The following is an 11,416-nucleotide window of genomic DNA, read 5'->3' on the forward strand; positions in this document are numbered from 1 at the left end:
CATCAGGCAAAGCCGTCCGATTCATTCGCGCGCACAAGCCGCAAAACCGGCTCAAGTTCGCCACCGCGCAGCATTTCCAAAGGTGATCTCCCGCCTAGGGCCGTATCAGGAGCGAGCAGGAAATCCAGTGTCGCCCAAGGCCCCGCCGATGCGAAACCCCGCACGATATCAGCGATCCCCACAACCACTTCGCCTTCGCTGAACTGGCAAGCCGGATAGCGCCAGTCGCTTCCTTCCCGTATAGCCAGAATGGCATTGGAACGCCGTCTTTTGTCGACCGCTTGTCTTGTGATACCGAGTATTCGTCCAGCTTCCTCCGCCGATAGAACACCACCGGCGAGCTTGAGCAGGCGCTGGCGATGCTCGACATTGCGTGCAAGCGCCGGGACCAGCGGATCGAGATCGGTCACCGCTGTTCCGATGAGGTCGGAATGGCTCAAAAGCTGAGCCACGGAGCCCGCATCGGTCGGGGCGGCGAGCGCATCAGTCAATGCCTTCGGCGGCACATTGGCAGAAATTCGCTCCAAGGCCGCCATAGCCCGGCGTAGGAACGCTGCCTGCAGGGAATTCGGATCGGCATGCGTGTTAAGTGTCAGGCTTGAAGCTTCGTGTCCGCGGGCCATAGCAACTTCCTTGGTTGTCATGGGTATAATATGTGGTCGGAAAGTACAAAGTCAACCCGACACATGAGGCGCTCGTTTGCGCCGGCTTGATCCGTCTTCCGGCGGATTGTTCGAACCGAGCGGCTTGATGCTATGCCGCTCTCGATCGGAGCGTGTGTTCTCCTTGGGCGTCACATGATTTGCATCGGATAATGCGGCGTGAAGCCGATTCGAAGACGTGAGCGGAATGAAATCCCGCCATAGCTGGAGATCATCCGCGCTGCGCCATCCCCCGGCTCTCGTGAATGGGATATGCGGCCAGGACACTTGCAGAGACGTCGGTGAGCCCGGTCGGACAAGCTGTCACGTCCGATAGGAGCACCCCCCCGACGATCGTGCTGCCGTTGACGTCACCCACTGAAACCACCGATGTGCGCGGGCCATATCTGTTCCTGTCGCTTTATATTTTGGGCGCAACCAACGCGGTCTCGATCGTCCATCCGCAACGGTCTGTCGCGGTTATTTTCCGCCGCCCGGCACGCCGGGCTTTGCATCGCGAGGCAAAATAACCGCGCCAGACCGCCCTCCACTTCGTTCCGGCCCCGAGGGGTGCGGTGCCGATCGCCCCCGGTCCTTACACCATCATCGAGGCCGCGATGGGCGCGGCCCGGACAAACCGGAAGGAACAGACCCTGGCAGTCATCGGCGAATTCACCACCAACGCCAACAACTCGATCGTCGGCAACGTCCGAACCCTCACGGTCAGCATGAAGGCCCGCCTGAACCCCATCGAGCGTGTCTCGCGCGACGCCCCGGACTTCCGCATCACCGCCGGCAACGGCGTCGAGGTCGGGGCAGCCTGGAAGGCAGTTTCCAACGATGGCGAGGAATACATCTCCGTCAAGCTGGACGCCCCAAGCTTCAATGCCCCGATCACCGCGGCCCTTTGGCCGAGCAAGAAGGAGGGGGAATACGCCCTCATCTGGAACCGCCCGAAACGCGAGGTCTGACCCCCGCCACGAAGGGCCCCCGCCGCAGAGGCGGGTTCCCTTACCAAATCCCGATGGAGGATATCATGTCGAAACCCAATGAACAGTCCCGAGAACCGCACCCGGAGGACCTTGTTCTTTGGCCGGACGGGAACATGGGCGCTGATCGAAGACATTCGGCGCGGTGGCTATACCTGGAAGTCGGACGACTACGAGATCATTCGCTACGACGATATTCAGCGCCAGCTTGAAACTGGCATCCTCGACGAGCCTGACGACGGCTAATCTCGTCCGGGGTGCCTAAGCCGGAAACAGGCATCGAGCCTGCCTCCGGCTTTTAGGGCGCATAACCGGGACCGGGGGTCTGCTCAGTTCATCCAATGATGTCATGACGGCCCGAAGGCCTCAAGGACGAGCGGTTCCCCCAATTTTCAGCCATCGCCAAAGGGGCGACGTCAGAAAATCGGCTCCCCCACTCGCCGCCGCTGGCGGTCGCTCCGCGCTCCTTGACCCCTCCGGTCCGCCATGACCGCAGGCGTCGTCTTTCACAAACGGCAAGGAGACGACAATGACGATCGATCAGCACATTGAAGAACTGCGCGCCGAGTTGCGGAACGCCATTGACGCGGCTGAGCGGGGCCAGATTGCGGAGGAGCTGGAGATGGCGCTGGCTAACCGCGAGGCGATGCTGGCCGAAGCCGCTGGCGGCTACAGCAGCGAGCCGCCCTTCTAGGGGCGGTTTCACCATTGCCATCGCTCCAAGCGCCGCTCGGCCAGCGGCGTTTGGAATTCTCCGCATTTGCATAAAAGCTGCAAATGCTGTATTATGCAGCATAGCCAACAATGACAGGAGAACGTCATGCCCCGTTCCGGTGGTTCTTATTCGACCAGTGATCTGTCACGCAAGTCCGGCGACATTATTGCCGAGGCGCTGCGTCGCCCGGTGACGATCACCCAGCGCAACAAGCCGCGCCTCGTCCTCCTCAACATCGATGACTACGAGCGACTGATGCGTCAGTCAGACGCCCGCGCCGTTGGTACAATCGAGACAATGCCTGACAGCCTGCTCGCCGATTTCGAAAACGCCGTCGAAGCTTATGCGCAAGAGGATGAGACGAGCCGGTCATGAGCTACGACGATATCCAGACCGCATCCGTCATCCGCTATCCCTACCTCTGGGCGAGACAGGCCCGTGCGGGGGAGACCGAAGGTCGTAAGGATCGGCCCGTTGCCGTCGGCGTACGCACCGCCCGACCGGACGGAGATCTCGTGCTCTTCTTCCCGATCACCACCAAGGAGCCGGAGGCATCGCGTTTCTCGGCGGAAATCCCAGCTATCGAAAAGCGCCGTGCCGGCCTCGATACCGACCGGCGCCTTTGGATTATCTTGGATGAGTTCAATACCGATCTTGTTGGTCAATCTTTTTATCTTGAACCGGAGCCACCAATCGGGCGCTTCAGCAAAGCATTTTTCCTGCCGCTGCTGCGCAAGTTCATCGCCCGTCGGAAAGCCTTCACCGAGGTTAGCCGGTTCCGTTGACGTCGCCATAGCCGCGACGCCGCTTTGAGCAGGCGAGGCGTTCGAATGTCCTCTTCGCCTCATCCTGCCCGTTGAACGTCTCCACCATCGACTGGCCGCTCGTGCCAATCCGGCCCCAGTTGCGCACAAGGGACGCCTCGCCGAACAAGGTCGGCTGGATCGCAAGCGTATGGAAGCGCCGCATGTTCTGCGACGGATCGATGCGGCGAAGATGAACGGGGCCTGCTTCCTCGTGGTCCATCGCCGGATTCTCGCTTCCTGCAGACGCGGCGTCCAACGACTTTCCTGAATCGATTCGCCTCTACTGATTCATAACGGTGATGGATTTCTCGCATCAGCTCCGGTGCGTATTGCTCCTTGCTTCCGGAAGAAAGTGTTGGGCGAGGCCCCCATGGGGCACGGCTCTACTCGCGCCCCAAGGGACGCTCCCGGAGCCCGCAAGCGGTCTCCGCGCATGCGCGTGACGATCCTCTCGCAGCGCTCGGCCGTTGACGCGCAATCGCGACGGTCAGGGCGCGGAGAGGATGCCGGGCCGGCTGGTCGCCGGATACGGACACGGCCCCTGGCAGGGCCGTGGTTTGCATCACTCAGACGGCCCATTATACGGGCCGCGCCCATCGCCTCAAGGACGAGCGGTTCCCCCAATTTTGCCGCCGGCCGCTTGGGCGCGCCCGCCGACAAAATCGGCTCCCCCGCTCGCCGCCGCTGGCGGTCGCTAAAGCGATCCTTGACCCGATGCGTGACTTGCCCGGGAGCGATCTCCGTCATTGCAATGAAGGAGATCAACCATGACGATCGAAGACCTCATCCAGAACCATATCGACCGTATCGTGTTGCTGTCGCGATTCCTGCGCACCGCCCATCTCGGCATGCGCTTCAAAGAAAGTGCCGTCGCGCGCCGGGCCCGCTGCCGCCTGATCGTGATGATCAATGATATGATCGACTACGAGCAGGATATGTTGGATGGCGACCGGGCGTACTTCGCGGCGACGACGGTTGCCGAAAGGGCTCACGACGAGCGCGCCGAGCCCGGCTGGTGCGAAACGTGGGACCAGTTTGCGTTCGATTTCGATTGTATCGCGCTTCTTGACCCCGTTCCCGCCGCAGGGCAGGACAATGCCTTCGTGTCCTCCTCCGGACCGTGGCATGTCGTCGAACGGGGCTATCCTGTCCGCCTCCCAATTCCGGTTGTCGAACTCGGCGAGTTGGCGGCGCTGATCGACAGCATGTCACGGGAACTCGGCATCACCTTCACCGTCGAGCGCGTCTTCTGGACGGAGGATGCGCTGGCGATCTTCATCGAAGACTGCGAATGGGCGGCCTCCGCGCAGCGTGCGTGAGGCGCCATCACGCGCATGGGGCGGCGGCTTCGGTCGCCGCCTCTCCCCGAAATCGGGGCTTTTGCTTCGCGGCGAGAGGAGGCCCTTTTTTCTTACGGCGTGCAGTGCCGGCCTGCCGGCCAGATACGGACGCGCCCCCTGGTCGGGGCCGCTGGGGCTTCTCTCTGTCGGGTAGCAGCGGGGCATTTCTGCCCCGCCGCCCCCTCAGAACCGGGCGTACGGATCGCCCCGTACCCGGCTCAAGCCATTCTTCAGCACCATGTTGTGGCACCGGACCACTCGGCGGTTGATTTCGTGGCTCGACGATGGGCGAAGTACTCGTGCCATACCGGATCGAATGGGTTGGCCGAAGCGCGGATTTTGATGTGCCTCGTGATTGAGACCGTTGCTGCGCGGAATAGCCGATATTTGGTGTCTTCCGTGCCAAATTCCCCGTTCCGGTTTCCATAAGTCCGGTAGTACTTGTTCTGCACCCATCGTGCTCTCTTGTTGGGGTGCCTTCGGCCCGCCCATCTCCGAAGCATTCGCCAGATGCGGTTGTCCACCAAAGAGAAGGTTGCCTTTGCCACGCAATGCCGATGATACATGGCCCAACCCCGAATGATCGGATTGAGCATATGTATCAATGACGCCTGCGTGGCGGTGGCGTTACCTTTTATGATCTTTCGGACCTTGTCGAGGAGCGATTTAACGCTCTTCTTGGACGGCGTAATAAGGAGTTTGCCGTTGTACTTGCGTACGTTCTGGCCCAGAAAATCGAAACCCTCCGCTATGTACGTTATTCTGGTCTTCTCCTTCGAAAGTTCCAGACCCCGAGCGGCCAGAAACAACCTGACCGCAGGCATAACCTTGTCCTCCAGTGTTTCCTTGGAAATGCCGGTGATGACAAAATCATCTGCATAGCGGATGACGTTCAGGCAGGCTTTCTCGCGCGCGCGTTTCGAAGAACCCGCGCTTGCGTGTGCCGCTGCTTCAAGCCCATCCAGCACCATGTTCGCGATTGTCGGCGAAATTACCCCGCCTTGGGGAGTTCCCGCCGTCGTTTCGAACAGGGTTTCCTCTTCGATATATCCGGCTTGAAGCCACTTTCGCAGGACACCCTTATCCATCGGTATGTGCTTGAGGATGTAATCGTGACTAATTTCATCAAAACAGCCACGGATATCACCCTCCAGAATCCACGCTGGCGAAACGTGTCTCGCCAGCGAGATGAAGCACTGGCCGATGGCGTCGGCTGTTGAGCGTTTGGGCCGAAATCCATAGGAATTCGGGTCTGCCCGGCTCTCCGCCACCGGTTCCAGAGCGAGTTTCCATAAGGATTGCATCGCTCTGCACCGCATAGAAGGAATTCCGAGCGGGCGCTTCTTGCCGTTGCTTTTCGGGATGTGGACGCGGCGCAGTGGCATCGTTCGATAACCACGGTGCTGTAGCGTCGTCATTCCCCTCCATCTGGCCGCCGAGGTTGACCAGATTGCTCCGTCCACCCCCGGCGTATTCTTACCACGATTTTCCGTAACCCGCTTCACAGCAAGCATCTTGCCGCTGTGCGAGCGGGTCAGCAGACGTTGCAAGGATTTCACCTTGCCCCATCTGCCTTCGCGAGTGGCCTTGGCGATACGTACTTGAAGTCGCTCCACGGTTGCCTCAATGTAGGGCCAGTTCGCCTGATCCCACATCTGTGCCTCGTGCGAGGACGCACCAGCCGTCGATGTTTTCGCATCGGTAGCCGTCATCTGCTTCTCCCCGTCCAGCGATTTGTCATGTTCTCTCACCATGAATGACCGGGCGGAAGTCTGCCCACTTTCGTGTCGGGCGATGTTGCAGCCCGTATCCCGGCCATTACAGCCAGGCGTTCGCTTTCTCCGCCTTCCTCTACCCGCAGCGCCAACAGCGTTCCTTACGGTTCGCCTGCCGTTTCCGGCAGCGCTACGGGCTTACCCTGTTCCGCATAAGTCTCTGAGCGGGTCGGATCCCTCCTATTCGCCGGCAGCGCACCGTCCATGGTGGCTCAAGTCAGAGGAGACCACACCTTGCTGCGTACCTTTTGGTTCAAGCCTGTCAGCACGTTTGGCTTGTTAATGGTCACGACGATTATCAGAGGTTCACATATGTTGATCGTTGCCGCCCGTCCCTAGCGCCTCACCGCCTTCGTGCTGGCAGTTTCCACGTCGCCTCGCGGCTTGGTGTACCGGATATCCAGTGGCTACATTGTCCCCGAAGCTTCACACCGAGTCGTTACCAACTCCGCATGTCCGGGTAGGGAACGGTTGATGGAACAACCGGTTTTATCAGTTAGTTCATCTCTCGAATTCCTCCTGTAAAACAGAAACTTATGCGACTTTCTAGGTCGCACCCGACTGCCCATTGTAGCACAGCCTCTCCGGCATCAAGGACGAGCGGTCCCCCCAATTTTGCCGCCGGCCACTCGGGCGCGCCCGCCGACAAAATCGGCTCCCCCGCTCGCCGCCGTTGGCGGTCGCCAAAGCGATCCTTGACCCCTCGATGCGCCGGTGCGGGCTCCTTCCGTCAGAAAGACGAAAGGAGATTTCTATGACACAGCGCAAGATCATCACCATCGACGGGGGCAGCGCGGAATACTGGAGGCAGCGCAAGCAGGGCTTCCGCCTTATCCGGGAGGCCGAGCGGGCCGCCAAGCGCCTTGAAACCGCGCCGACTTACATCGCCGGCGGCTGGAACGACGATTACGGCGACTATGAGCCGGTCGAGAACCTTGGACCATTCGACAGGATGGATGAAGCGATCCGGGCGATCGAGGCGGATGAAACCGCAATCAGCATCCTCGTCGCACAGCGCCGCACGAAAATTGGCTACTACGAAATCAGGGCGGTCGTGCGAGCATTGCTGCCGGATGCCCAAGGCATTGTGTACCCTGACACCAATCCGTCCTGGGGACCCGATACCGATTGACATCCAGACGAGAGGCGGCGCCTGCCGCCTCTCGTCTTTGCTTCGGTGTGGGGGAGCCGTGCCGTCCGGATCGACCGGCCGGCACGGCTACGAAAGGGGGGCAAGCCTCCTCTCTCATGCTCTCCCCATGAGGGGGCAGGTCTTCCAAACGTCGCAAGCCAGTGCTCGACACCCGGCATAGCGATTGTGGCCGCAAGCATGATGGTGGCGGGCACGATTGCAAGGAAGAGCCTATTCGCCGTCATGGCCGAAGGCCTCCGCGCCGATGGCCGTCAGGCGCGAGCGCTCCGAGTCGTCGCCTTTCATGCGGCGGCTGGCGTCGATCAGCAGGCCGAGCAGCAGCGCCCGCTTCTCGTAGCGCAGACCAGCCTTCACGATCAGTCCGCCCAGCTCGATCTTTTCGCGTGTGTCCTTCTTCCGGGCTTCGCTTGACTGCGTGCGGTGCATGCGCTCAAGCCTTGTCACCGATGCCCGCAGCCGCGCCAGCCTCGACCGTCGCGGACGAAGCACCGTCGCCTCTGCCGTCGGTGCTACTCTTCCTTCCGGTCGCAGCACCCCTGCCATCGCGAAATCGTCTGGCGATGTCCTCGAACGCCGCCTGAAGCGCCGCCTCCTCGATCGCGACTTCGCCGAGACCAGCCTTCAGCGCGACCCTGCCTATCCGCTCGGCCTCGCGTGTTTCGGCCTGCTTCAACTGATCCTGGAAGCTTTGCGATATCTTCCCTGATCTTCGACGAAGGTTTCTTCATTCCGGTAGCACTCCTTGATGGTTTTGGTGTTGCATGCGCGGCGCCAAAACTCCTCCGGATGCCTCGTCAAGGGAATATGCAGATTTGCACGTCGGCAACGCCGACACTTTGGTGGATCATCCCTGCCGTTCCGAAGGAGCGGCTCCAAGGGCGCAATTATACGTCGCTGACGCGACGCATTGCTCAATGGCCCTGGCGGGGCCGCCATTCCCGGGGAACGGCCTGTTTTGATCGATCAACCGGGAGTCCGCGTCGTCGTGGCCATCGCCCATTTCTCCGTCAGCATCATCAGCCGCGGCGACGGTCGCAGCGCGGTGCTGTCTGCGGCGTACCGCCATTGCGCGAAGATGGACTACGAGCGCGAGGCCCGTTCAGTGGACTATTCACACAAGCAAGGGCTCCTGCATGAGGAGTTCGTGCTGCCGCCGGGCGCGCCGGAATGGGTCCGCATGCTGATCGCGGATCGATCAGCAGCGGGCGCGGCGGAAGCCTTCTGGAACAAGGTGGAGGCTTTCGAGAAGCGGTCCGATGCGCAACTTGCCAAGGATCTGACCATCGCCCTGCCGCTGGAGCTTTTGGCTGAACAGAACATTGCGCTGGTTCGGGATTTCGTGGAACGGCAGATCCTGTCGAAGGGCATGGTCGCGGACTGGGTCTATCACGACAATCCGGGCAACCCGCACATCCATCTGATGATGACGCTGCGCCCGCTGACCGAGGATGCCGCGCTCTGGGCAAAGCGACCGGAAGCGGGGCATCGGGGCAGGGCTGGGGCGGCGCGCTATCTGGCGGCGGCGGTGCTGATGGGGCTGCCGCCCTTCGGCATTACTGGATGGGCGCATCCGATCACGTCGGCAGGCGTGCTGTTTCCAGGATGGGGATGGTGGGGACTGGCTGCGGCTGCGGCTGGCCTTGCGATGATGGCATCGCGATACTGGCCGGCTGCGGCCATCGCCCTGGGAGGCTTCTGGTTCTGGTCCGCCGCAACGTGGACGCAACCCGTCCTGCCGCATGGATGGAAAGGCGTCGACCTTGAATACGGTGCCAGCCTCGGTCGCAAGGCTTCGCTCGAGTATCACCGTGACCTGATCGCAACGGTGCGTCGGCAAGCGGGCGCGGGGAGCCGTGTCGTCGTCCTTCCCGAAAGCGCCATTGGCTTCTGGACGCCATCCGTCGCACGGCTTTGGCAGGAGGGCTTAGGTAGTTTCGATGTCACTGTTCTTGCCGGCGCGGCCGTAATCGATCAGGCGGGTTACGACAATGTCATGGTGGCGATCTCCGGGCCTGAGGCGCGCATCCTCTATCGCGAGCGCATGCCGCTTCCCGTTTCCATGTGGCAGCCTTGGCGGGCCTGGACAGGGCAGGGCGGCGGGGCTCGAGTGCATCTTTTCGCGAACCCGTTCGTGGATCTGGCCGGCACACGGATCGCACCGCTGATCTGCTACGAGCAACTCATTCTTTGGCCTGTGCTTCAGTCGATGCTCCACGCGCCGGACCTGATTGTCGCGACCGGAAACGGCTGGTGGACCGCCCGCACCTCAATCGTTGCAATCCAGCGCGCCAGCGCGGCCGCTTGGGCGAAGCTTTTCGGTATGCCGGTCGTCATGGCCTTCAATATGTAAGCAAGCGAGATGTAAGCAAGCGAGAAATCGGGATGGTCGACGCCGCCCTTATTCAGCAATGCGCCGATCCGGGGCTTAAGCCGGCGATCGTTGAGAAATTCGTCGAGCGGGCCGGGTCGCAGGATTCGTTGGCGGTCACGGTCCGCTTTGGCAATCGTGTCGTGTTGGTGCCGAAGCCCACCACGCCTGACCAGGCGATGGAACTGATTCGGCAGCATGTCGGGCGCAACATGGTGCGCGTCGGGATTACACAATATCCGGCCGGACTCGGCGTCATGGAGGCCGGTGAACTGAAGCCCGACCTCGTGGATGCCTGCGCCAATCTCCGGATGGGAACGGCGCTGTTCGCTAACGTTTATCGGATCGTGACGAAGTGGTACGGGAATCCTACTGAAAAGGAGGTTCTGCCGCAGGTGTTCGACGACGCGATTATCGCCTGGCAGACGGGGTATTTCGAGGGAACGGCAGTATTCCAGGCACCGAACCTTGGTGAAATAGAGATACCTGAACCCGACCCCGATATGGAGAAGTCTGCAAGCGATGCCGTCGAGCAGTCAGCAGATTCTGACGTGGTGACCGATCCTCTCCAGGATGAGGCCCGTGACGATGATCCGAACAAAGCCGGCATTCGCGTCGATCTTTCCAGCATCGGTGCTAAACGACCTTGATACTCGCGAAACTCATCGCTCCTCATGCGCAACTATGAGCCTGTTTGCACTGGCGAAATTAGCTTTCGCCCTCTATAAGGGCGGATAGGGTAGTACGCGCTGCCCTGGGGTGTGGAAACCCCTCCTAGCGGCTGGCGTCGGCCGAGATAGCGCCAGAATCCTCTGACCTTATGGCCGGGGGCCTGTGACGTATGTCCAGGCGCCTCGGTGCTAAAGGTCTCAGGACTGTCTAGGACAGTTTCCAACCCCCGGCTTGGGATCAGGGATTTACGTTTGCGGGGGCGCACCGCGGACAAGCCGGAGACTGGATCGAATGACATCGGACGCGCCGAAATCGGAAGATAAACTCGAAATGCGTCCCGTGTTCGGGCTGACGCAGGGTCTTTCCCAAGCTGATCTGGAGAGCTTAACGGTGGATGCTATTCGAACTCATCGGCGTCTGGTCGATGAGGCCGACCGGCTCTTCCAAGGACTACCGGAGGACTACAAATCCGGTAAGGCGACCGGCGGCACTCAACATCTCCTTTACATCCAGGCCTGCATGGAGATGCACGCGCAGATGTATGTGGTGAACACGCTGGTCACCATTCTTGGCTACATCCCAAAAGTGTCGGTGATTTGAGGCTCAGATCAGCTTTCTGCGAATTGCGACGGCGGTCAGATGGGTCAAGGTGTGAACGTCGAAGCGTTTCTTGGTTTCGGCAATCTTCGAGCGTACGCTGTTGTATTTGACGCCTTCAAGCTCCGCCGCTTCCTCCATCGTCTTGCCCACGGCGATCCAACTGAGGTAGGCGGCCCCCTTGGGATCGAGACCGATCGGCTCTTCGACACTTGGGGTTGGATCTGCGAGATTGATGCGGGCATGAAGCTGCGCGACTGCGGATGCAGCCTCGATAGGGTCAATTTCGCGGTCTGGACTTGCTTCGGAAAAGTGGAGAGGTTTTCTTGAGTTGAAAGGAAACCGGAATGCCGAAGCAGA

At 60.7% G+C, this 11,416-nt stretch carries 14 protein-coding genes and 2 pseudogenes; 10 read left to right on the top strand and 6 right to left on the bottom strand.

What is annotated here, in order from left to right; genetic code table 11:
• Positions 1 to 2: 2 nt before the first annotated feature.
• Positions 3 to 623, bottom strand: a complete 621-nt coding sequence (locus IEX53_RS21880) for a helix-turn-helix domain-containing protein (RefSeq protein ID WP_188826304.1) — start codon at positions 621 to 623, stop codon at positions 3 to 5.
• 671 nt (positions 624 to 1,294) lie between these two features.
• Between IEX53_RS21880 and IEX53_RS21885 the strand changes: the two genes are divergently transcribed.
• From IEX53_RS21885 to IEX53_RS21905, 5 genes are all read left to right on the top strand, one after another.
• Positions 1,295 to 1,612: a DUF736 domain-containing protein gene (locus IEX53_RS21885; protein WP_188826316.1), complete on the top strand. Its 318-nt coding sequence runs from the start codon at positions 1,295 to 1,297 to the stop codon at positions 1,610 to 1,612.
• 78 nt (positions 1,613 to 1,690) lie between these two features.
• Positions 1,691 to 1,876, top strand: coding sequence for a hypothetical protein (locus IEX53_RS21890; RefSeq protein ID WP_188826305.1), 186 nt, complete (start codon positions 1,691 to 1,693; stop codon positions 1,874 to 1,876).
• A gap of 283 nt (positions 1,877 to 2,159) precedes the next feature.
• On the top strand, positions 2,160 to 2,324 hold the full coding sequence (locus IEX53_RS21895; protein WP_188826306.1) for a hypothetical protein: 165 nt from the start codon (positions 2,160 to 2,162) through the stop codon (positions 2,322 to 2,324).
• Positions 2,325 to 2,450: 126 nt separating this feature from the next.
• The gene (locus tag IEX53_RS21900) at positions 2,451 to 2,720 is read left to right on the top strand and encodes a type II toxin-antitoxin system prevent-host-death family antitoxin (protein WP_188826307.1); all 270 of its coding nucleotides are present in this window, start codon (positions 2,451 to 2,453) and stop codon (positions 2,718 to 2,720) included.
• Positions 2,717 to 3,130: a hypothetical protein gene (locus IEX53_RS21905; RefSeq protein ID WP_188826308.1), complete on the top strand. Its 414-nt coding sequence runs from the start codon at positions 2,717 to 2,719 to the stop codon at positions 3,128 to 3,130. The genes IEX53_RS21900 and IEX53_RS21905 overlap by 4 nt, the downstream gene beginning before the upstream one ends.
• On the opposite strand, the gene IEX53_RS21910 is transcribed toward IEX53_RS21905, so the two are convergent.
• A complete protein-coding gene (locus IEX53_RS21910) occupies positions 3,114 to 3,407 on the bottom strand; it encodes a WGR domain-containing protein (RefSeq protein WP_373288708.1) in 294 nt (97 codons plus the stop codon). The two genes, IEX53_RS21905 and IEX53_RS21910, sit on opposite strands and share 17 nt — an antisense overlap.
• Before the next feature lie 511 nt (positions 3,408 to 3,918).
• Here IEX53_RS21910 and IEX53_RS21915 point away from each other — a divergent pair.
• The gene (locus tag IEX53_RS21915) at positions 3,919 to 4,470 is read left to right on the top strand and encodes a hypothetical protein (protein ID WP_188826309.1); all 552 of its coding nucleotides are present in this window, start codon (positions 3,919 to 3,921) and stop codon (positions 4,468 to 4,470) included.
• 251 nt (positions 4,471 to 4,721) lie between these two features.
• On the opposite strand, the gene ltrA is transcribed toward IEX53_RS21915, so the two are convergent.
• Positions 4,722 to 6,203, bottom strand: coding sequence for a group II intron reverse transcriptase/maturase (gene ltrA, locus IEX53_RS21920; protein ID WP_188826310.1), 1,482 nt, complete (start codon positions 6,201 to 6,203; stop codon positions 4,722 to 4,724).
• An 817-nt stretch (positions 6,204 to 7,020) separates the two neighbouring features.
• On the opposite strand from ltrA, the gene IEX53_RS21925 reads away from it, so the two are divergent.
• On the top strand, positions 7,021 to 7,398 hold the full coding sequence (locus IEX53_RS21925) for a hypothetical protein (protein ID WP_188826311.1): 378 nt from the start codon (positions 7,021 to 7,023) through the stop codon (positions 7,396 to 7,398).
• A gap of 231 nt (positions 7,399 to 7,629) precedes the next feature.
• Here the strand turns inward: IEX53_RS21925 and traD are convergent, their stop codons facing one another.
• Positions 7,630 to 7,845, bottom strand: coding sequence for a type IV conjugative transfer system coupling protein TraD (traD, locus tag IEX53_RS21930; protein WP_188826312.1), 216 nt, complete (start codon positions 7,843 to 7,845; stop codon positions 7,630 to 7,632).
• A gap of 4 nt (positions 7,846 to 7,849) precedes the next feature.
• A pseudogene (gene traC / locus IEX53_RS21935) lies at positions 7,850 to 8,147 on the bottom strand (conjugal transfer protein TraC).
• A gap of 227 nt (positions 8,148 to 8,374) precedes the next feature.
• Here traC and IEX53_RS21940 point away from each other — a divergent pair.
• From IEX53_RS21940 to IEX53_RS21950, 3 genes are all read left to right on the top strand, one after another.
• Entirely contained in the window at positions 8,375 to 9,769 is a 1,395-nt protein-coding gene (locus IEX53_RS21940) for a conjugal transfer protein TraB (RefSeq protein ID WP_236016320.1), read from the top strand.
• A gap of 32 nt (positions 9,770 to 9,801) precedes the next feature.
• Positions 9,802 to 10,437 (top strand): TraH family protein, encoded by a 636-nt coding sequence (locus IEX53_RS21945; protein WP_188826313.1) that lies wholly within the window; start codon positions 9,802 to 9,804, stop codon positions 10,435 to 10,437.
• 313 nt (positions 10,438 to 10,750) lie between these two features.
• Entirely contained in the window at positions 10,751 to 11,059 is a 309-nt protein-coding gene (locus IEX53_RS21950) for a transcriptional repressor TraM (protein ID WP_188826314.1), read from the top strand.
• Between the two features lie 3 nt (positions 11,060 to 11,062).
• On the opposite strand, the pseudogene IEX53_RS21955 reads toward IEX53_RS21950, so the two are convergent.
• A pseudogene (locus IEX53_RS21955) lies at positions 11,063 to 11,416 on the bottom strand (LuxR C-terminal-related transcriptional regulator); the annotation flags it as partial.

The organism is Paramesorhizobium endophyticum, assembly GCF_014640615.1.
GTDB classification, from domain to species: domain Bacteria; phylum Pseudomonadota; class Alphaproteobacteria; order Rhizobiales; family Rhizobiaceae; genus Paramesorhizobium; species Paramesorhizobium endophyticum.

What these genes read in the sequence shown, in the direction of transcription:
- IEX53_RS21945 (WP_188826313.1), top strand. Translation starts at nt 9,802, where the DNA reads ATGGTCGACGCCGCCCTTATTCAGCAATGCGCCGATCCGGGGCTTAAG.
- IEX53_RS21925 (WP_188826311.1), top strand. Translation starts at nt 7,021, where the DNA reads ATGACACAGCGCAAGATCATCACCATCGACGGGGGCAGCGCGGAATAC.
- IEX53_RS21890 (WP_188826305.1), top strand. Translation starts at nt 1,691, where the DNA reads ATGAACAGTCCCGAGAACCGCACCCGGAGGACCTTGTTCTTTGGCCGG.
- IEX53_RS21950 (WP_188826314.1), top strand. Translation starts at nt 10,751, where the DNA reads ATGACATCGGACGCGCCGAAATCGGAAGATAAACTCGAAATGCGTCCC.
- IEX53_RS21880 (WP_188826304.1), bottom strand. Translation starts at nt 623, where the DNA reads ATGGCCCGCGGACACGAAGCTTCAAGCCTGACACTTAACACGCATGCC.
- IEX53_RS21900 (WP_188826307.1), top strand. Translation starts at nt 2,451, where the DNA reads ATGCCCCGTTCCGGTGGTTCTTATTCGACCAGTGATCTGTCACGCAAG.
- IEX53_RS21895 (WP_188826306.1), top strand. Translation starts at nt 2,160, where the DNA reads ATGACGATCGATCAGCACATTGAAGAACTGCGCGCCGAGTTGCGGAAC.
- traD (WP_188826312.1), bottom strand. Translation starts at nt 7,845, where the DNA reads ATGCACCGCACGCAGTCAAGCGAAGCCCGGAAGAAGGACACACGCGAA.
- IEX53_RS21905 (WP_188826308.1), top strand. Translation starts at nt 2,717, where the DNA reads ATGAGCTACGACGATATCCAGACCGCATCCGTCATCCGCTATCCCTAC.
- ltrA (WP_188826310.1), bottom strand. Translation starts at nt 6,203, where the DNA reads ATGACGGCTACCGATGCGAAAACATCGACGGCTGGTGCGTCCTCGCAC.
- IEX53_RS21915 (WP_188826309.1), top strand. Translation starts at nt 3,919, where the DNA reads ATGACGATCGAAGACCTCATCCAGAACCATATCGACCGTATCGTGTTG.